This is a genomic window from Streptomyces sp. NBC_00094, assembly GCF_026343125.1.
Taxonomy (GTDB): domain Bacteria; phylum Actinomycetota; class Actinomycetes; order Streptomycetales; family Streptomycetaceae; genus Streptomyces.
Genome location: NZ_JAPEMB010000001.1, coordinates 4,515,937 through 4,536,063, shown reverse-complemented (window position 1 = coordinate 4,536,063; position 20,127 = coordinate 4,515,937). Strand labels below are relative to the sequence as shown.

Below are 20,127 nucleotides of genomic sequence, written 5' to 3'. Positions count from 1 at the left end.
AGATGAGACAGACAGCGCGCCGCTTGGCGGTGCTGTGTTCCGCTCTGTTCGCGGTGATCGCCATGACACCCGTGCAGGCCCAGGCGGTGGAATCCCGGCCGGTTCCCGTCACGGCGAGCGACAAGTACGCGCTCAAGTCCGTGGGCGCCGGCGGTCTCTACGTGTCCGTGGAAGTCGAGACCGCCGGCAGCGGGCAGGCGATGCTGCGAGCCCGCACGGCCGCGGCCACGCTCGAAGACCTGGGCTCCTGGGAGAAGTTCACGCTGCACACCGACGACAAGGGGTGGAGCATCACCCTGCGCTCGGAGGCCAACGGGAACTACGTCACGACCGAGCGGAGCTACACCGGCAGCCACCAGAACCTGCTCCGGGCCCGGGGCACCACTTCCGGCGACTGGGAGAAGCTGCAGCTCGAGAAGCAGACGGACGGCACCTACGCCCTCAAGGCCGCCACGAACGACGGCTACAAGTACGTGACCGCCGAGGTGCAGGACCCCGGGACCGACGCGGGGCTGCTGCGGGCGCGGGGGGACACGGTCGGCTCCTGGCAGAAGTTCCAGCTCGTCTACCTGGGCGAGGAGAACGCGAGCGACGCGGGAGGCCGCCCCGCCCCCGCCTCCCCCGCTCCGGCGGCCGACTTCCGCGTGATGTCGTGGAACGTCTGCGCGAACCACAACTCCGCCTGCGGGAACCACCGGGTGGAAGGCACCGCCCTGGGCGACCAGATCACCGCCCGGATGGGCACCACGGCGGAGGCGCAGCAGTACCGCGCCGTGTTCCTCCAGGAGATGTGCGAGTCGCAGGCCAAGCCCATCGAGGCCCGGCTGGAGGCGAAGACGGGGACGGGCTGGTCCGTACGCTTCGCCCCCATCAAGTACACCGTCGACAAGTCCTCGGTGAAGGCCGCCAGGACCTGCGACAACGCCGGCTCGTCGGGATCCGGCTGGACGGACCGCGGCTCCTACGGCATCGGTCTCGCGGTGCCGGACTCCAACGTCTGGTACCACTCGTACGACCTGCCGTCGCCGCAGAACAAGACCATCGACGGCACGTGGGTCCGCATGGAGCAGCGGACCGCGATCTGCGCCGTACTCCCGGCCCAGGCCCTGCAGTTCTGCACGGCCCACTTCAGCGCCGGCCTGCCGACGGACGACGCGGACGGCTCGAAGCGCAGGGAACAGGCCGCGGAGCTGCAGAAGATCGTCCGCTCGTACACCATGCCCGGCTACCGGACCGTCTACGGCGGCGACCTCAACTCCATCCCGCCGGACTCCGCCTCGCCGGACACCCCCAACGACCTCATGACGTCGGCCTACGCGGCGGACACGGAGTGCGACGAGGGTCTTTCGAGCGCGCGGCCGCGTGACGGCCGGTCCACGAAGCCGCTGACCGGCCGCAGCATCAAGATCGACTACCTGTTCGGTCCGCCCACCGGGACGGTCGTCTCGTGCGACGTGACGGCGGACGCGGGCCAGTCGGACCACTACCCGGTCAAGGCGCGGTTCCGCTTCTGAGCGCGGTGACCCGGACCGCCGCCGGCTCTCAGGCGGGGCGCCGGGCCATGACGACCAGCCCCGGTCCGCTGTACCCGGTCGGGGGGAGCCGCAGTTCGGCGACCGGGTGCAGGCCGGCCTTCTCGATCAGGTCCACGAGCTGTTCCGGCCGCCACTGGTGTGTCGTCCAGCGGACGGGAACGCCCCCGTAGGCCTCGGTGCGCAGCGCGTCCTCGTCGCCGACGTGGGTGGCGGTGATGAAGTGGCCGCCCGGCTTCAGGGCGCGCGCGAACAGGGCGAGGACCTGGGGAAGGACCTCGCGGGGGAGGTTGAACAGCGACCACCACCCCAGTACACCGCCGAGGGACGCCTCCCCGAGGTCGAGGTCGGTGGCGGAGGCGACGCGGAAGCGGCACTGCGGATGCAGGCGGCGCGCGTTCTCGATCATGCGGGGTGAGAGATCGACCCCGGAGACGTCGAGTCCGCGTTCGGCGAGGTAGGCGGTCACCGTGCCGGGCCCGCAGCCGACGTCGAGGACGGGCCCGAGCCCGCTCACGGTGTCGGCGAAGGCGTCGATCGAGGCCTTGTGCCAGGGATCGGTACGGATGTCGCCGATTCCCGTCGTCTCCACCATGTGGGCGTAGTTGTCGGCCACCCGGTCATAGGACTCACGGACCACGTCGAGATCGGCCGGGCGGTCAATGTGGTGTGCGCGCATCGGGCAACGATAGGACCGTCGCACCGGCTTCGCCGCCGGTACGGCGGTCGATGCCGGTGGGGGTTCGGTCCGTGGGGTGTCCCCCCGTCGCGCGCCGGGGCCTTCGCTACTGGCCCAGTCGGTAGCGGATCTTCTTGACGAGCTCCTTGAGGTCCGGCAGGCGCAGCAGGCTGTAGTGGTCCGCGTCGAGTTCCACCACCGTCGGGGGGCGGGTCGACCAGCCCTCGGCGTTCTCCAGGAACGAGTAGTCGTCGCCCTCCGCCTTGAAGAGGGTCACCGGGCAGTTCACCTGGCGCTCCGTCAACTCGCGGAAGGTGTAGGTGAAGTCGAAGGTCTCCTCGACGATCGCGACGATCCGGTCGATCAGCTCGGGGTCCAGGGAAGGGAAGCGGTCCGCCACGAGCTTCACGAAGCTCCCGCGGTCCTCCGCCGTCGTGGCCGCCGTCGGGTCGATCGTGCCCGCGAAGACCGAGTAGAGGATCGTGACGAAGGCGGGGTTGTCGTACGCGGCCCCGCCCGTCTCCGAGGAGCGGACCTTCGGGGAGCCGGGGGCGATGAGGAAGAGGTTCTCGACCTGCTCGCCCGCCGCTTCGAGGAGGTGCGCGGACTCGAAGGCCACGCGGGCGCCGAAGGAGTAGCCCCACAGCGTGTACGGGCCCGTGGGCTGCCGGCGGCGGATCGCGGCGACGTCGGCCGCCGCCATCTCGCGGATCGTGGCGTACGGCTCCTCGCCCCGGTTGACGCCGTAGGCCTGCACCCCGTAGACGGGGCGGTCGATGCCGATCTCCTCGGCCAGGTGCCGCAGGTTCATCGTGTAGCCGCCGAGGCCCGGCCAGCAGTACACCGGCGACTGCGCGCCCGCGGCGTGGAGCCGTACGAGCCGGGAGGCGGGGGTCGCCGCGGCGCCGTCCACCCGGTGGGCGAGCTTCTCGATCGTCGGGCACTCGAAGAGGATCTGGAGCGGCAGGGAGGACCCGAACGCGCGGTTGATCCTGGTGATCAGGGCCACCGCTATGAGCGAGTTGCCGCCCGACTCGAAGAAGTCGTCGAGGACGGAGACCGCCTCGACCTCCTCGTACTTCAGCGCCGTCGCCCAGATCTCCGCGAGCCGGCCCTCCGTGCGCGTCCTCGGCAGGACGTGCGGGCGGCCGTGCAGGCCGGCGTTGACGAGGGCCAGCTCGCCGAGCGCCTTCGTGTCCACCTTGCCGTTGGCCGAGAGCGGGAGCCGGTCCAGGACCACGACCCGGTTGGGGATCATGTAGTCCGGCAGGTGGTGGACGAGGTCGTCGCGGATCATCTCCGCGGGGCCCTTCATGTGGACGGTGTCCTCGTACATGCCCTCGCTGAGCCGCTGCTCCTCGCTGACCCCGCCGCCGACGAAGAAGTACGAGGGACCGGTCGGCCGGTTCGCCGCCGTGAGGATCTCGTCCATGCGGCGGGCGGCGGGCAGCGGGTGGCCCGACTTCGAGCTGTAGCCGGAGGACATGAAACCGAGTCCGTGGTCGCCGAGCTGGAGGCGCTGGAGCGCCCGGCCCAGGTCGACGTACGCGCGGTCCTCGTCCCGGGTGCGGCTGATCACCGTGATGCCGAGCGAGGCCCTCTCGTAGACCGCCTGGTTGATGGCGATCACGTGCCTCTTCTCCACCACGGAGGGGGAGATCGCGATCAAGTCGCCGTTTTCGTAGGCGTACTGGGCCGGCGGGAGGTCCCGCACGCCGTCCGGGTGGGCCTGGACGTAGACGTCCACCTCCAGGTCCCGGCCGGGCGCCTCCGCGTCGTACGGGACCACCTCGAAGGTCCCGTCCCCACAGGGCCCGAGGTCGAGGCCGTACCCCGGCAGGATCTCCTCGAAGAGGCCCACCATGTGGCCCGTCTCGATCTCCAGGACCTCCTGGATGTTGTTCCTGTAGACCGGCTCGACGGCGGACCGCTTGCCCTGGAAGGAGAGGCGGAGGACGGGGTCGCCGCCGTCCGCGAGCGCCTCCGTCAGGTACAGCTGGTGGCGCACCGGGTGGTAGTAGTACGTGCCGGGCTCCAGCCCTGCGACACCGCGCGCCTCCACGTACAGCTGGGTGGCGTACAGCGCGCCCGGCGAGGCGTAGCCGTACTTCGGGAGGAGTCGCTCCTCGCTCGTGAACTGGCCGAACCAGCGGAGGAGTTCACCGAGGTCGGCCGCCGTGAGGCTGCCGACCGCGCGGGAGCCTATGCCCTCGGGGCGGCGGGCCAGGGCCGCCAGGACGTCGGCGCGGGTGACCTCGCCGCCCTCGTAGAAGCGGTACGTCTTGCGGGCGAAGACCGTGCGGCGCATCCGCTCGCTCGGGGTGCGGCCCGGGAGGGCGACGGCCGTGCGGCCCGCCAGGTCGGCGTCGTCGCGGGTGCCGGCGTTGGAGAGCTGCGCCTTGACCTGGAGCTTGGACTCCTTGGACTGGTGGTGGGCGCCGTGGTTTCCCTGGTCCATCAGGGCGGCTTCCTTCGGGGAGAGCTCGACGCAGGCGACGAGGTTCTGGAAGCCGGTGCGGGGCTCGTCCTTGACGATGACGGCCGCGTTCTTCACCCAGTCGTGGTTCTCGACGGCGAGGGCGATCTCGTCCAGCTCGACGCGGAAGCCGCGTAACTTGATCTGGTTGTCGGCGCGGCCAGCGAACTGGACGGTGCCGTCCTCGTTCCAGTGGGCGAGGTCGCCGGTGCGGTAGAGGCGTTCGCCGGCGTCCGTGGTGAGGAAACGTTCCGCCGTCAGCTCGGGGCGGTCCAGGTACCCCCGCGCCAGCTGGATGCCGCCGATGCACAGCTCGCCGTCGCGGATGTGGAAGGTCGTGTCGTACGCCGGTCTGCCTATGGGTATCGCGGAGGGGCCGTCGGGGAGCGCGACGGTGGCGCGGTCCACGGTGTGCGAGGAGGCGTTGATCGTGCACTCGGTGGGGCCGTAGAGGTTGATCAGCTCGGTGTCCGGGAGTGCGGCGAGGAGCTGGGCCGCCAGGTTCCGGGAGAGGATCTCGCCGCCGGAGTAGACGCGGCGGAGCGTCGTGCAGGTGGCGAGACGCTCGGTGTCGACCAGGGCCTGGAGGAGGGTGGGGACGCCCTGGAGCATCGTCGCGCCGTGCGCGCGGACGGTGTCGATCAGACCCTCGGGGTCGCGGTGGACACCGGGCGGACCGACGGCGACGCGGGCGCCGACGGCCGGGGCGAGGATCTCCCACTGGGCGGCGTCGAAGCTCATGGGCGTCTTCTGCAAGACGGTCTCGGCCGGGCCGAGTCGATGCTCTGCCGCCATCCAGCGCAGCTGGGCGACGATCGAGCGGTGCTCGATCATGACGCCCTTGGGCTTGCCGGTGGAGCCGGAGGTGTAGATGACGTACGCGAGGTCGGTCTCCCGGACCTCCTCGTACGCCGGGGGTTCCTCGCCCGCCGTGCGCCAGGCGTGCTGGACGGCGTCCTTGAGGGTGACGACGGTGGTGCCGGGTGGGGCGAGCTCGGCGACGCGGTCGCGGAAGCGTTCCTGCGTGAAGACGATGCGGGCGCCGCTGTCCTCGATCATGTAGCGGAGGCGCTCTTCGGGGTACTCCGGGGAGAGCGGCACATAGGCGGCGCCGGAGCAGAGCACGCCCCAGATGCCGATCACCAGTTCGAGTGAGGGTTCGACGTGGACGCCTATGCGGGTGTCGGGGGTGGCACCGAGGGTGCGGAGATGGGTGGCGAGGACGGTGGCGCCTTCCGTCAGCTCCCGGAAGGTGAGCGTCTCGTCGTCGTACGCCACGGCGGTGGCATCGGGGCGCGCCTCGGTCTCGGTGCGGAGGAGGCGGTCGAGCGTGCGGGGGCTGGGCATGGAGGTCCCTTCGTGTGTGGGTACGCCGAGCCGTCCGTTGTGCCCACCCGTCCCGCCCAGCGGGACGACTGCCCACACGGGGTGGGGTGCAGGGCCCGTGCGGGCCCGGGCGCGGGGCACGTGCGCGCCGGGGCCGGGCCCGCACCGCGCGAGCTCTAGCGGTAGATGAGCAGTTCGTGTTCCGTCGCGCCTGTCAGTTCGTAGCGGGTGCGGACCAGGGGGCGGCCCGCGTAGATGCGGATCAGGGTCGCCGCGTCGCCGATGAAGCGGGCCGGGTCGCGGCCCTCTATCGCGTTGCCGAGGGCGACCGGGGCGTCCTCCCGGCCCTCCAGCACGCCCACCAGGCGCGGGGTCTCGCGTGTGCGGCTCGTCACCGAGAGGAGCGGGAGAGCCAGGTCCAGGCTCTCGCCGCAGTACGCGCCCGGTTCGCCGAAGGCCTCCCGGACGTCTCCCGCGTGGACCCATTCGCCGAGCGCGACGGCGTCGAGCCTGCCGTCCTCCCGCTCGGCGATGACCGGGCCGGCCTCGGTGAGGCCGCGTTCCAGTTCGTCGAGGATCCGGGCCAGCGGCCAGTCCGCACGCTCGGCCACGTCACACGCGTTGGCCTCCGGCAGGAACACGCCTTCCTCCAGGCGGTCCTCGACGATCCGGACGAGAGCCGCGCCGCAGTGGGCGAGGACCTGCCGGGCCGTCCAGCCGGGGCAGGCCGTGCGGAGCTCGTACGCCTCCGGGGGCGTACGGCGCAGCAGCGGCATCAACAGGTCCCGCTCCGTCGTCAGGAGCCTGTCCGGGAGCCACGGGTCGCGCGCGTCACCAAGGTCGTCGGTACACATGCGTCCTCAGTAGCGGTAGTGGTCCGGCTTGTACGGGCCCTCCACCGGGACCCCGATGTACGACGCCTGCTCGGGGCGGAGCGTCGTCAGCCTGACGCCGAGGGCGTCGAGGTGCAGTCGCGCGACCTTCTCGTCGAGGTGCTTCGGCAGCGTGTAGACGTCCACCGGGTACTCCTCCGGCTTCGTGAACAGCTCGATCTGCGCCAGGGTCTGGTCCGCGAAGGAGTTCGACATGACAAAGGAGGGGTGGCCGGTCGCGTTGCCGAGGTTGAGGAGCCGGCCCTCGGAGAGGACGATGACGACCTTGCCGTCCTCGAAGGTCCACGTGTGGACCTGCGGCTTGACCTCGTCCTTCACGATCCCGGGGATCCGCGCCAGGCCGGCCATGTCGATCTCGTTGTCGAAGTGGCCGATGTTCCCGACGATCGCCTGGTGCTTCATGCGGGCGATGTCGGACGCCATGATGATGTCCTTGTTGCCGGTGGTCGTGATGAAGATGTCTGCGGTCTCGACGACGTCCTCAAGGGTGGCCACCTGGTAGCCGTCCATCGCCGCCTGCAGCGCGCAGATCGGGTCGATCTCGGTAACGATCACCCGGGCGCCCTGGCCGCGCAGCGACTCGGCGCTGCCCTTGCCGACGTCTCCGTAGCCGAAGACCACGGCCGTCTTGCCGCCGATGAGGACGTCCGTCGCACGGTTGATGCCGTCGATGAGGGAGTGGCGGCAGCCGTACTTGTTGTCGAACTTCGACTTCGTCACCGCGTCGTTCACGTTGATCGCGGGGAAGAGGAGCGCGCCCTCGCGGTGCATCTCGTACAGGCGGTGGACACCCGTCGTGGTCTCCTCCGTCACGCCCCGGATCCCGGCGGCGATCACGCCCCAGTCCAGGGTGGTGCTCCGCAGCAGCTCCAGGATCACCCGGTGCTCGTCGTTCTCGGCGGTCGACGGGTCCGGGACCTCGCCGGCCTTCCGGTACTCCACACCCTTGTGGACGAGGAGCGTCGCGTCACCGCCGTCGTCCAGGATCATGTTGGGGCCATCGGCGTTGGCCCAGGTCAGCGCCTGCTCCGTGCACCACCAGTACTCCTCCAGGGTCTCGCCCTTCCAGGCGAAGACCGGGATCCCGGCGGCGGCGATCGCGGCGGCCGCGTGGTCCTGCGTCGAGTAGATGTTGCAGGACACCCAGCGGACCTCGGCGCCGAGCGCGACGAGGGTCTCGATGAGGACCGCCGTCTGAATCGTCATGTGCAGCGAGCCGGTGATGCGGGCGCCGGCCAGCGGCTGGGCGGCCGCGTACTCCCGGCGGATCGACATCAGGCCCGGCATCTCGTGCTCGGCCAGGGTGATCTCCTTGCGGCCGAAGCCGGCGAGACCGATGTCGGCGACCTTGAAGTCAGTGAACTCAGACATGGACAACGCTCCTTGCGCTCAGGATGGTTCGGTGGATTTCCAGGGCCGCCGTCGACTTGTTCAGCGTGATGTAGTGCAGGCCCGGCGCGCCCTCGTCGAGCAGCCGCAGGCCCATCCGCGTCGCGTGCTCGACGCCGATGCGGTACGCGGCCGCCGGGTCGTCCTTCGCCGCCTCCAGGCGGTGCGCCAGCTCCTCCGGGAAGGCCGCGTCGCTCAGTTCGGCGAAGCGCCGGATCTGGCGCACGTCGGTGGCGGGCATGATCTCCGGGATGATCGGGGTGTCGCAGCCGGCGGCGGCCACCCGGTCCCGCAGCCGCAGGTAGTCCTCGGGGTCGAAGAACATCTGCGTGATGGCGTAGTCGGCGCCCGCCCGGCACTTGGCGACGAAGTGCGCCAGGTCGTCGGCCGGACCCGCCGACCTCGGGTGCCCCTCGGGGAAGGCCGCCACGCCGATCCGGAAGTCGCCCAACGACCGGACCAGTTCGACGAGTTCGTACGCGTACGTGAAGCCCCGCGGGTGCGGTGTCCAGGCCCCGCGCGGATCGCCCGGCGGGTCGCCGCGCAGCACGAGCACGTCCCGTACCCCGGCGTCCGCGTAGGCGCCGATGATGGCCCGCAGTTCGGCGACCGAGTGCCCGACGGCCGTCAGGTGGGCCACCGGCCGCAGGGTCGTCTCGGTGACGATCCGCTTGGTGACGTCGATGGTCCGGTCGCGGGACGAGCCGCCCGCGCCGTACGTCACGGAGACGAAGTCCGGGGACAGGGCCTCGACCCGGCGGATCGCGTCCCACAGGGTCCGTTCGCCCTTGTCCGTCTTCGGCGGGAAGAACTCGAAGGAGAAGGTCACACTCATCTGCGGCCTCCCGCGTTGAAGTAACTCGCCTCCGGGTGGTGGACGACGATCGCGTCCGTCGACTGCTCGGGGTGCAGCTGGTACTCCTCCGACAGCTCGACCCCGATCCGCTCGGGGCGGAGGAGGGCGGCGATCTTCGCCCGGTCCTCCAGGTCCGGGCAGGCCGGGTAGCCCAGCGAGTAGCGGCAGCCCTGGTACTCGGTGCGGAGCATGCCGTCCAGGCCGGACGGGTCACCGAGAGCGATGCCCCACTCCGCGCGCACCCGGCCGTGCCAGTACTCGGCGAGCGCCTCGGCCAACTGGACGGAGAGGCCGTGCAGTTCGAGGTAGTCGCGGTAGGCGTCGGCGGCGAAGAGCCGGGCCGTCTCCTCGCCGATCCGGGAGCCGACGGTGACGACCTGGAGGGCGACCGCGTCCACCTCGCCGGAGTCCTCGGCGCGGTGGAAGTCGGCCAGGCAGAGGCGGCGGCCCCGCTGCTGGCGGGGGAAGGAGAAGCGGGTCCGCTCGCCTCCGTCCTCGTCCAGGACGATCAGGTCGTCGCCCTTGGACACACAGGGGAACCAGCCGTAGACGACGGCCGCGTCGACGAGTCCCTCCCGTTCGATGCGGTCGAGCAGCGCCCGCAGCCGCGGCCGGCCCTCCGCCTCGATGCTCTCGGCGTCCTTGAGGCCCCACTGGCCCTTGAAGAGGGCGGTCTCGTCGAGCCAGGGGGCGTAGTCGGCGAGCGGGATGCCCTGGACGACCCGGGTCCCGAGGAAGGGGGGCTCGGGTACGGGGTTGTCGGCGGCGACGTCGGAACGGCCGGCCGGCTCGGGCTCCCGCACCTCCAGGGCGGGGCCCCCCGGTGTCGCCGTGCGCCGGGGTACGCGGCGCGGCTTGAGCGGCGGCAGTACGGCTCCGGGGACGCCCCGCTTGACGCCCATGAGCGCGTCCATGAGGCGCAGCCCCTCGAAGGCGTCGCGGGCGTACCGCACCTCGCCCTCGTACAGCTCGTGGAGGTCCTGTTCGACGTACGCCCTGGTGAGGGCGGCGCCACCGAGGATCACGGGGAATCGGGCGGCGAGACCGCGGCCGTTCAGCTCCTGGAGGTTCTCCTTCATGATCACGGTGGACTTCACCAACAGCCCCGACATGCCGATGACGTCGGCCCGGTGCTGTTCCGCCGCTTCCAGGATCGCGGAGACCGGCTGCTTGATGCCGATGTTGACGACGTTGTAGCCGTTGTTGGAGAGGATGATGTCGACGAGGTTCTTGCCGATGTCGTGGACGTCCCCGCGGACCGTGGCCAGGACGATCGTGCCCTTGCCGTCCGCGTCGGACTTCTCCATGTGCGGTTCCAGATGTGCCACCGCCCTCTTCATGACCTCGGCGGACTGGAGCACGAACGGCAGCTGCATCTGCCCCGAGCCGAAGAGCTCGCCGACGGTCTTCATGCCGTCGAGGAGGACGTCGTTGACGATCTCCAGGGCGGGGCGCTCCGCGAGGGCGAGGTCGAGGTCCGCCTCCAGGCCGTTCTTCTCGCCGTCGATGATCCGGCGCTTGAGCCGTTCGTCGAGCGGCAGCGCGAGGAGCTCCTCGGCCTTGCCGGCCTTGAGGGACTTCGCCGTGGCACCCTCGAACATCTCCAGGAAGCGCTGGAGCGGGTCGTACCCCTCCCGCCTCCGGTCGTGGATCAGGTCGAGCGCGACCTGGACCTGCTCCGGTTCCAGGCGGGCGATCGGCAGGATCTTCGAGGCGTGGACGATCGCCGAGTCCAGGCCGGCCTTCACGCACTCGTCGAGGAAGACGGAGTTGAGGACGATCCGCGCGGCCGGGTTCAGGCCGAAGGAGATGTTGGAGAGACCGAGTGTGGTCTGCACGTCGGGGTGGAGGCGCTTCAGCTCGCGGATCGCCTCGATCGTGTGGACGCCGTCCCTGCGGGACTCCTCCTGGCCTGTGCAGATCGTGAAGGTGAGGGTGTCGATCAGGATGTCCGACTCCCTGATCCCCCAGTTCCCGGTGAGGTCGTCGATGAGCCGCTCGGCGATCGCGACCTTCGCCTCGACCGTCCGGGCCTGGCCCTCCTCGTCGATCGTCAGCGCCATCAGCGCCGCGCCGTGCTCCTTCGCGAGGGCCGTGACCTGGGCGAACCGCGACTCGGGGCCGTCGCCGTCCTCGTAGTTCACGGAGTTCACGACGGCCCGGCCGCCGAGCTTCTCCAGGCCGGCCCGCAGCACCCCGATCTCGGTCGAGTCGAGGACGATCGGCAGCGTGGAGGCGGTCGCGAAGCGCCCTGCCAGCTCCGCCATGTCCGCCGTACCGTCGCGTCCCACGTAGTCCACGCACAGGTCGAGCATGTGCGCGCCCTCGCGGATCTGGTCCCGCGCGATCTCGACGCAGTCGTCCCAGCGGCCGTCCAGCATGGCCTCGCGGAACTTCTTGGAGCCGTTGGCGTTGGTCCGCTCGCCGATGGCCAGGTAGGCGGTGTCCTGCCGGAACGGCACGTGGCTGTAGAGGGAGGACGCGCCCGGCTCCGGCGTCGGGCGCCGGTCCGGCACCGCCGCGCCCCGCACCCGCTCGACGATCTCCCGCAGGTGCTCGGGGGTCGTCCCGCAGCAGCCGCCGACCAGGGCCGGCCCGTACTCCCGTACGAACCTCTCCTGGGCGTCGGCCAGTTCGGCCGGCGACAGCGGGTAGTGGGCGCCGTCGGAGGTCAGGACGGGAAGGCCCGCGTTCGGCATGACGGAGATCGGGATCCGGGCGTGCCGGGACAGGTGCCGCAGGTGCTCGGTCATCTCGGCCGGGCCCGTGGCGCAGTTCAGGCCGATCATGTCGATGCCGAGCGGTTCGAGCGCCGTGAGTGCCGCGCCGATCTCCGAACCGAGCAGCATCGTGCCCGTCGTCTCCACCGTGACCTGCACGATCACCGGCAGGTCCACGCCGACCCAGTCCAGGGCCCGGCGGGCGCCGATGACGGCCGCCTTCGTCTGGAGCAGGTCCTGCGAGGTCTCGATGAGGAGGGCGTCCGCGCCGCCCCGGATGAGGCCCTCCGCGTTCTGCCGGAAGGCATCGCGCAGCGGCTCGTACGTGACGTGCCCGAGGGTCGGCAGCTTCGTCCCGGGCCCCATGGAGCCGAGGACCCAGCGGGGGCGGCCGTCGACGGCCGTGTGCGCGTCGGCCGTCGTACGGGCGATCCGGGCGCCGGCCTCCGACAGCTCGTACACCTGGTCCTCGATGCCGTACTCGGCGAGCGCGGCCAGGTTCGCCCCGAAGGTGTTGGTCTCGACGCAGTCCACACCGACCGAGAAGTAGGCGTCGTGGACGGAGGCGACGATGTCGGGGCGCGTGAGGTTGAGGATCTCGTTGCAGCCCTCCAGGTTCCGGAAGTCGTCCATCGTCGGGTCGGCGGCCTGGAGCATCGTGCCCATCGCCCCGTCGGCCACCACGACCCGCGTGGCGAACTCCTCCCGCAACGACCGCCGTGCGGCGCTCACGTCAGCCCCCTCATGACAGCCCCTTCAGATGCGTCACCAGGGTGGCCGTGCAGCCCACCCCGTACGTCGTCCTGATCCGCTCCAGGAGGGAGTCCCGGTACAGCCGGTACTCCTGCGTCCCCACGTAGTCGAGGACGGTCGCCGCCACCGCGCAGCCCAGCTGCGCCGCGCACCGCTCGGGCACGCCCCAGAGCGTCCCGGCGAGGAACCCGGCCCGGAAGGCGTCCCCGACGCCGGTCGGGTCGACGACCCCGGCGACCTGCACCGCCGGGACGGCGAGCGTGGCGCGGTCCGCGCCACGGATGCGGACACCCGCCTCGCCGTGGGTGGTGACCCAGGTGCCGACCCTGCGCAGCACCTCGGCCTCGCTCCAGCCGGACTTCTCCAGGAGCAGGGCCGTCTCGTACTCGTTGGTGAAGAGGAACCGCGCCCCGTCCACCAGCTCCCGCACCTCCCCGCCGTCGAGCCGCGCCAACTGCTGCGAAGGATCGGCGGCGAAGGGGATTCCCAGGTCACGGCAGGTGCGGGTGTGCCGGAGCATGGCCTGGGGGTCGTCCGGGGAGACCAGGACCAGTTCCAGCCGGCCGGTGCGCGCGACGACCTCCCGCAGGTCGATCTCGCGCGCCTCGGCCATCGCCCCCGCGTAGAACGTGGCGATCTGGTTCTGGGCCCGGTCGGTGGTACAGACGAAGCGCGCGGTGTGGAGCGCCTCGCTGACACGCACCGAGTCGGTGTCCACACCGTGGTCCTTCAGCCAGACCCGGTACGGCTCGAAGTCGGCGCCGACGGCGCCCACGAGGGCGGGCCGCAGCCCGAGCACACCGAGCCCGAAGGCGATGTTCGCTGCCACTCCGCCGCGCCTGACCTCCAGGTTGTCGGCGAGGAACGACAGGGAGACCCGGTCGAGCCGGTCGGCGAGCAGCTGCTCGCTGAACCAGCCGGGGAAGGTCATCAGATGGTCGGTCGCGATGGATCCCGTGACAGCGATACGCATGGCCTACTCCCCTCCCTCTTTTTGCGCCTCCGGAGCGCTCCCGCCGGCGTCGACGGTCGACCGTGCTCGGTCGCTCGTTCCTCGCGCCCTGCGCGCGCTCTCCCTTTCGACGCCGGCGCTCTCCTGCGGCGCGAGCACTGCCTTCTTCAGGGCCTCCACGCGGTCCGTGCGCTCCCACGTGAACTCCGGGAGCTCACGGCCGAAGTGGCCGTACGCCGCCGTCTTCGCGTAGATCGGCCGCTTGAGGTCCAGGTCGCGGATGATCGCGGCCGGCCGCAGGTCGAAGACCTCGCTGACGGCCTCCTGGATCCGCTCGTCCGAGAGGGTGCCGGTGCCGAAGGTCTCCACGAAGAGGCCGACGGGCTCCGCCTTGCCGATCGCGTACGCGACCTGCACCTCGCAGCGGCGGGCGAGCCCGGCCGCGACGACGTTCTTCGCGACCCAGCGCATCGCGTACGCCGCCGAGCGGTCCACCTTCGACGGGTCCTTGCCGGAGAAGGCGCCGCCGCCGTGCCGGGCCATCCCGCCGTACGTGTCGATGATGATCTTCCGGCCGGTGAGCCCGGCGTCGCCCATGGGGCCGCCGACCTCGAAGCGCCCGGTCGGGTTGACCAGGAGCCGGTAGCCGTCGGACTCCAGGGTGACGCCCTCCTCGACGAGCTCCTTGAGGACGTGCTCGACGACGTACTCGCGGACGTCCGGGGCGAGCAGGCCCTCGACGGAGATGTCGGCGGCGTGCTGCGAGGAGACGACCACCGTGTCGAGGCGGACCGGGCGGTCCCCGTCGTACTCGATGGTGACCTGCGTCTTGCCGTCGGGCCGCAGGTACGGCACGGTGCCGTTCTTGCGGACCTCCGTCAGCCGGCGCGCCAGGCGGTGGGCCAGCGCGATCGGCAGCGGCATCAGCTCGGCGGTGTCGTCGCAGGCGTAGCCGAACATCAGGCCCTGGTCGCCGGCGCCCTGGGCGTCGAGCGCGTCGCCCGCGCCCTCGACCCGGGACTCGTAGGCCGTGTCGACACCCTGCGCGATGTCCGGGGACTGCGAGCCTATGGAGACCGACACCCCGCAGGAGGAGCCGTCGAAGCCCTTCGCGGAGGAGTCGTAGCCGATGTCGAGGATGGCCTCGCGCACCAGCTTCGCCATCGGCGCGTACGCCGTCGTGGTGACCTCGCCGGCGATGTGCACGAGACCCGTGGTGAGCAGGGTCTCCACCGCGACGCGCGAGGACGGGTCCTCGGCGAGCAGCGCGTCGAGGATGGTGTCGCTGATCCGGTCGGCGATCTTGTCGGGGTGTCCCTCGGTGACGGACTCCGAGGTGAAGAGGCGGCGGCTCATGCCTGGACCTCCACCGGAGCCTGCGCCGGGGCGTTGAAGAAGTGCTGCTCGATGGCACCGAGCGTGCGGATGGACTCGACCTCGAGGGTCTCCATCTGGATCGCGGTGCCGCTCTCCTGCTCCAGGAGGAAGACGAACTCGACGAAGGACAGCGAGTCGATGAGCCGGTTCTCGATCAGGTCGAGGTCGGAGGCGATGTCGTCGCGCTCGGGGTGACGGTCGAGGATCCAGTTCTTCACCGTCTGCAGGCCGTCGGCCATGGTTGATCTCCTTTAGCTGCTGCTAGCTACTGCTGGATACGTAAGGGGTGGGGGCGATGATCGGGGCGGCCACCGCCACCGCGTAGTCCACGTCGTGGCTGATGGACACGGTGATCTCGGCGATCCCGGACTCGGCCGCCATCTCGGCGGCGGACCGGTGCAGCTCCACGAGCGGCCAGCCGCCCTCGGAGCGCCGTACGACGATGTCCGGCCAGGGCAGGAACCTGCCCCTGACCCGTAAGGTCTTGAAAGCCGCTTCCTTGGCCGCGATCCGCCCGCACAGGCTCAGGACGTCGAGCCCGGAGGACGTACGGCAGTCGGCGAGCTCGCCGGGGGTGAGCATCCGCTCGAAGAACCCCTCCCCGTACTGGGCGAGGAGCCTGCGGACACGGTTGACGGACACGATGTCCATGCCGAGGTTCGCCCACCCCAGGCCGCCCGCCGGCGGGGCGGCGGGACGGGCCGGCACGTCAGATCACCGGCCCGGCCGTGCCACTCGCATCGGCCCGCAGGCGGGCGTTCGCGTCGAGCACCGCCTGGGTGGCGGACTCCCAGCTGCCGTGGCGCCGGGTCAGTGCGGACAGCCATCGCTCCAGGCCGAAGGCGACACAGCTGGTGAAGGCCGGCCCGCCGGTCGACTCCAGGGTGATGTCGCACCGGTCACCGAAGAAGTTCCGGTGGGTGTTGACGGAGGCGATCGCCAGGTCCTCGTACAGGAACTCGTACTTCACCGGCGTGAGCCGCTGCAGGACCGCCTTCGAACCGCCCTTGTCGAAGAAGGGGTCGCAGGCTGCCTCCCGGCGCAGCGGCAGGTCGAGCGCCGTCGCGAAGGCCTGGATCCGGGCGGTGAAGGAGGCGAGGTGCGTCTCGGCGTGCTCGCGCGCGCCGATGGCGACGATCTCCCGCATGCGGAAGCCGAGTTGGCGCCGCATCCCCTCGTAGTGGGTCTCCTTGCGGAAGCACCAGGAGCAGATCGTGACGAGGGTGTCGTCGGCGACCGAGGTGCCCTGGTGGTCGAGGTAGACGGCGTAGCAGGACGCCGAGGGCAGTCCGAGCGCGGCCGGTTCGAGGGCCTCGCTCGGGAAGCAGCCGGTGTCGGCGGAGAAGGGCGTGGTCGTGCGGCGCTCCAGGTCGAGCGGGGCGGCGACGACGGCCTGGTGGGGGAAGTTGTCGTAGTAGTCGAGCCTGGCCAGGTCGGCGGCCGGGAGGAGCGGGGGCATGGTCATCGGGCGGGCGCCCGCGGCCACTCCCCAGGCTTCGAAGGTGTCGTCGAGGAGCCGCAGGAGGCGGGTCCCGTCCGGGCCGAGGGAGGGCAGGCCCCGGGTGGTGCCCGGGCGGTCGCGCTGCGCCTCGCGCTGCGGATCACCCTGGGTTTCCCCGGCTTTCCCGGGGGCCCCGGCGTGTGCGGGGGTCGTCACGGTCATGATCTCTTCACCTCTCGGGTGAGGGCGTCGCTCAGACGACGGGCAGGGTGTCGTCGGAGAAGATCCCGGTCTTCAGGAAGAAGTTGAGCGGCTTGCGGACGGCCTTGCGCTCGTGCGGGCGGCGGCGCTCGTCGGCCACCAGCGCGTTGCGCAGGGCCAGCGGGTCCGGGATGCCGGCGTCGCGGTAGACGTGCGGGTTGTAGAGGGAGTTGGTGCTGTAGACGACGTACCGCTTGAGGTACGCCTCCACCTCCCGGACCCGATCGGCGCTGACGGACTGGCACATCCGGGAGTAGAGGAGCGAGACCAGTTCACGACCGAAGGCGATGTGCCGGGACTCGTCCTGGTGGTGGATGCGGTTGACCTCGCGGATGGTGTGGCAGAGGGAGTCGTCCTTCGCCATCCGGGAGTTGTAGTGGTCGACGAGCTCCTCGAAGAAGAGGATGCGGGTGAAGACGAGGAAGTTCTCGACCTCGGGCTCCCAGGCCGCGTCGGCGCGCATCGCGGTGGAGCCGTAGATCTTGTGGCCGTAACGGCGGCAGAACTCGGAGAAGAACCACATGTGTTCGTTCTCCTCACCGATGAAGTGGTGGAAGAAGTCCGAGGGGACCTCGAAGCCCGGCATGTGGATGCGGCCGACGACCTCGATGAGGAGTTCGCGGATGCCGTGCACGTTGAGGCTGTAGAAGTTGATGGACTCCCACTTCGACAGGCGCTGAAGCGTTTCCTCACCGAGGGTGTCGTAGTGCTCGGTGCCGTAGACGGTGAGCAGCTCCGGTGTCATCCAGAAACGGTTCTCCTCCAGCGTCTCGGGCCACTGGAAGGTCTGGTACGGGTTGTAGTAGTCCTCCACGGAGCGCTCGGAGAGCCGCTCCAGGACTTCCATGAACCGGTCGGTGACCGGCAGGGGGGCGGACACGCCCATGGTGAGACTCCTTGAAGATGGGGGTTACGGCCGGACTTCGTAGACCGCGTTGACCGCGGTCTCCGTGGCTCGGCGCCAGCGGGTGAAGCCGGCCTCCTCCGCGATGGCCCGGAAGGCCTTCTCGCCGGAGTGGTTGCCGAGGGCGTGCGGGCCGCGCTGCGCGACCGCGACCGGCAGGCACATCACGGCCGACAGGGCCATGAACATGCGGGCGGCGGGGGTCTGCGTGTCGATGTCCTGCGGGGACACGTTCGACTCGACGAGCATCCAGGTGCCGTCCGTGTCCAGGGACTTGTGGACGTGCTGGGCGGCGGCGACCGGGTCGCCCATGTCGTGCAGGGCGTTGAAGAAGCAGACCAGGTCGTAGCCGGAGCCCGGGTAGTCGTCGGCCGAGGCGACCTCGAAGACGACCCGGTCGGACAGACCGGCCTCCTCGGCGAGCTCGCGGGCGATCGCGATGGCCTCTTCGGAGTAGTCGAAGCCGTGGACGGTGGCCTGCGGGAACGCCTCGGCGATGAGCAGCGTCGTGTGGCCGACGCCGCAGCCGACGTCCGCGACGGTGCCGCCGGCGGCGAGCTTGTCGGTGACCTGGTGCAGCGCGGGCAGCCAGTCCGGGACGAGCTTGTGCTCGTACGTGGGCTGGAAGAAGGAGCCCATGCCGGTGTCGAGGGCCGCGTCGTGCTCGGCCCAGCCGACGCCGTCACCGGTGCGGTACGCCTCGACGAGCAGGTCCTCGGTGGCGTACAGCGCCTTGAGGGCGGTGAAGAACCCGGCGGCGTACGTGACGGCCTTCGGGTCGGCGAGGACCTCGACGTGGTCGGCGGGGAGCGTGTACGTGAGGGAGCTGGGGTGCCGCTCGACGTACCCGGCGGAGAGCTGGGCGTGCAGCCACTCCTCGATGTACCGCGGATCGGTGCCGGTCCTGTCGGCGAGCTGCTCGGCGGTCAGGGGACCTTCGGCGGCCAGCGCCTTGTACAGGCCCAGGCGCTCGCCGAGCGCGACGGTCAGGCCGCGGACGGCCGCGCCGGCGTCCGTGATGACCCGCTGGTGGAAGTCGTGGGCGCTCATGCCGCCTGCTCCTCGCTGTGGGTGGGGAGATCGCACGTGAAGAGGAACGACCTCGGCACGCGCGGGAGGGCGCGGGGTGCGACCTGGTAGGGCCAGCGCTCGAAGTCGGCGCCCTCCTCACCGGGCTGCCTGACCTCCCGTACGGCCCAGCCGCAGTCGGCGAGCAGCGCCTCGGGCTCCTCGGTGCCGAAGAGCCACGGGTTGCCGTCCTCCTCCAGGGCCTTCATGAAGCCGCGGGCCAGCGGGTTCGCCAGGGCGGACCGGGAGATGACGTCACCGAGCAGCACGGAGCCGGGGGCGGCGTGCGCGGAGAGCGTCGACACGAGGGTGCGCACGGCCTGCTCGGGCAGGAAGAACAGCAGGCCCTCGACGACCCACAGGACGGGCTCCTCGCTCTTCCAGCCCGCCTCCTTCAGGGGGCCGGTCCAGTCCTGGGTCAGGTCGACGGGGACGGTGATCCGGGTGCGGCCTGCGGGCTGCGGCTCGTCCTTGAGCATCCCGGCCTTGGCCTCCAGGAGGGCCGGGCGGTCGAGTTCGTAGACGGTGACGCCGTCGGGCCAGGGCAGCCGGAAGAAGCGGGTGTCCATGCCGGCGGCGAGGAAGACGACCTGGCGGATGCCCCGCTCCTCCACGGCCTTGACGATCGCGCGGTCGAGGTAGGTGGTGCGGATGGCGAGGAACGGCACGATGCCGCCCCCGTCGTAGCGCTTGAGCAGTTCGAAGCCGATCTCGTCGGCGACGGTGCGCGCGTAGGGATCGGCGAACAGCCGGTCCTCGCGCTCGGTCTCCAGGGCGCGCGCGGCGGCGGTCCACTGGGCGGTGCGGGATACGGCCTCCACAGGAGGTCCCCCTTCACTCGGTTGATGAACGGTGTACGGACGGCCGTGCTCAGGGGCCCGACGAGGGACGGCTCGTCAGGCGCTCATGGCCGGGACACAGCTCTTGGCCGGTCGACCGCAGGCGACGGGGTCCTCGGCCGCGGGCATCGACGACAGATGGTCGGCCTCGGAGTCGGCGGGACGCCGGCGGAAGATGCTGTGCAGGATCATGCTGAACACGGCCGTCCCGTCGGCGGCCACCAGGCTGCACCGCGGTTTGACGGTGCCGGTGGCGCGGTTGAACGGCGACGGGGTGGAGCCGAGGATCTCGACGCGCGCGGTGAGGACGTCGCCCGGGCGGACGGGCCGCAGGTAGCGGACCTCGTCGATGCCGGGCGAGCCCATACAGGCGCTGTAGGCGAGCAGACCGTCCACGTACCGCCGCATGAACATCGACTGCGTGTGGAACCCGCTCGCGATCAGGCCGCCGAACTGCGAACGCTCCGCGAGCTCGGGGTCCGTGTGGAAGGGCTGCGGATCGAAGCGCCTGCCGAACTCCAGCACCTCCTCCGCCGTGACGGTGACGGTGCCCAGCTCGTGGACGTCGCCGGGCCGGAAGTCCTCGAAGTAGCGCATCGTGCGCCCCCCTTGACCTAGGAGTGGTCTTTCCCTGGCGACATCCAATCTACGAATCGACCAT

At 70.7% G+C, this 20,127-nt stretch carries 15 protein-coding genes and 1 pseudogene; 1 reads left to right on the top strand and 15 read right to left on the bottom strand.

Going from position 1 to position 20,127, the window contains the following annotated elements; all coding sequences use genetic code 11:
- The first annotated feature begins 62 nt into the window (after nucleotides 1-62).
- Nucleotides 63-1,514 carry a hypothetical protein gene (locus tag OG580_RS20060; RefSeq protein WP_267045049.1) on the top strand — a complete coding sequence of 484 codons (1,452 nt, stop codon included), beginning with the start codon at nucleotides 63-65 and terminating at the stop codon, nucleotides 1,512-1,514.
- 28 nt (nucleotides 1,515-1,542) lie between these two features.
- Here OG580_RS20060 and OG580_RS20055 read toward each other — a convergent pair whose 3' ends face one another.
- From OG580_RS20055 to OG580_RS19985, 15 genes and pseudogenes are all read right to left on the bottom strand, one after another.
- Entirely contained in the window at nucleotides 1,543-2,211 is a 669-nt protein-coding gene (locus OG580_RS20055; protein ID WP_267045048.1) for a class I SAM-dependent methyltransferase, read from the bottom strand.
- Between the two features lie 106 nt (nucleotides 2,212-2,317).
- Nucleotides 2,318-6,034 (bottom strand): amino acid adenylation domain-containing protein, encoded by a 3,717-nt coding sequence (locus OG580_RS20050; protein WP_267045047.1) that lies wholly within the window; start codon nucleotides 6,032-6,034, stop codon nucleotides 2,318-2,320.
- A 155-nt stretch (nucleotides 6,035-6,189) separates the two neighbouring features.
- Nucleotides 6,190-6,867, bottom strand: a complete 678-nt coding sequence (locus tag OG580_RS20045) for a maleylpyruvate isomerase family mycothiol-dependent enzyme (RefSeq protein WP_267045046.1) — start codon at nucleotides 6,865-6,867, stop codon at nucleotides 6,190-6,192.
- A 6-nt stretch (nucleotides 6,868-6,873) separates the two neighbouring features.
- Nucleotides 6,874-8,277, bottom strand: coding sequence for an adenosylhomocysteinase (gene ahcY, locus OG580_RS20040; protein WP_267045045.1), 1,404 nt, complete (start codon nucleotides 8,275-8,277; stop codon nucleotides 6,874-6,876).
- Nucleotides 8,270-9,130, bottom strand: a complete 861-nt coding sequence (gene metF, locus OG580_RS20035; RefSeq protein WP_267045044.1) for a methylenetetrahydrofolate reductase [NAD(P)H] — start codon at nucleotides 9,128-9,130, stop codon at nucleotides 8,270-8,272. The genes ahcY and metF overlap by 8 nt, the downstream gene beginning before the upstream one ends.
- Nucleotides 9,127-12,603, bottom strand: a complete 3,477-nt coding sequence (gene metH, locus OG580_RS20030) for a methionine synthase (RefSeq protein ID WP_267045043.1) — start codon at nucleotides 12,601-12,603, stop codon at nucleotides 9,127-9,129. The genes metF and metH overlap by 4 nt, the downstream gene beginning before the upstream one ends.
- Nucleotides 12,604-12,613: 10 nt before the next feature.
- Nucleotides 12,614-13,597: a carbohydrate kinase family protein gene (locus OG580_RS20025; RefSeq protein WP_267045042.1), complete on the bottom strand. Its 984-nt coding sequence runs from the start codon at nucleotides 13,595-13,597 to the stop codon at nucleotides 12,614-12,616.
- Between the two features lie 138 nt (nucleotides 13,598-13,735).
- Nucleotides 13,736-14,932: pseudogene (gene metK, locus OG580_RS20020) on the bottom strand (methionine adenosyltransferase); the annotation flags it as partial.
- Nucleotides 14,929-15,192 carry an acyl carrier protein gene (locus OG580_RS20015; protein ID WP_267045041.1) on the bottom strand — a complete coding sequence of 88 codons (264 nt, stop codon included), beginning with the start codon at nucleotides 15,190-15,192 and terminating at the stop codon, nucleotides 14,929-14,931. The gene OG580_RS20015 and the pseudogene metK, both read right to left, overlap by 4 nt.
- Before the next feature lie 22 nt (nucleotides 15,193-15,214).
- On the bottom strand, nucleotides 15,215-15,661 hold the full coding sequence (gene acpS / locus OG580_RS20010) for a holo-ACP synthase (RefSeq protein WP_267045040.1): 447 nt from the start codon (nucleotides 15,659-15,661) through the stop codon (nucleotides 15,215-15,217).
- Nucleotide 15,662: 1 nt separating this feature from the next.
- Nucleotides 15,663-16,616 carry a hypothetical protein gene (locus OG580_RS20005; protein ID WP_267045039.1) on the bottom strand — a complete coding sequence of 318 codons (954 nt, stop codon included), beginning with the start codon at nucleotides 16,614-16,616 and terminating at the stop codon, nucleotides 15,663-15,665.
- Nucleotides 16,617-16,647: 31 nt separating this feature from the next.
- Nucleotides 16,648-17,541 carry a diiron oxygenase gene (locus OG580_RS20000; protein WP_267045038.1) on the bottom strand — a complete coding sequence of 298 codons (894 nt, stop codon included), beginning with the start codon at nucleotides 17,539-17,541 and terminating at the stop codon, nucleotides 16,648-16,650.
- Nucleotides 17,542-17,565: 24 nt separating this feature from the next.
- A complete protein-coding gene (locus OG580_RS19995) occupies nucleotides 17,566-18,609 on the bottom strand; it encodes a class I SAM-dependent methyltransferase (protein ID WP_267045037.1) in 1,044 nt (347 codons plus the stop codon).
- The gene (locus tag OG580_RS19990) at nucleotides 18,606-19,448 is read right to left on the bottom strand and encodes an SAM-dependent methyltransferase (RefSeq protein ID WP_267045036.1); all 843 of its coding nucleotides are present in this window, start codon (nucleotides 19,446-19,448) and stop codon (nucleotides 18,606-18,608) included. The genes OG580_RS19995 and OG580_RS19990 overlap by 4 nt, the downstream gene beginning before the upstream one ends.
- A 75-nt stretch (nucleotides 19,449-19,523) precedes the next feature.
- Nucleotides 19,524-20,063 carry a MaoC family dehydratase gene (locus OG580_RS19985; RefSeq protein WP_267045035.1) on the bottom strand — a complete coding sequence of 180 codons (540 nt, stop codon included), beginning with the start codon at nucleotides 20,061-20,063 and terminating at the stop codon, nucleotides 19,524-19,526.
- Between the last annotated feature and the right edge of the window lie 64 nt (nucleotides 20,064-20,127).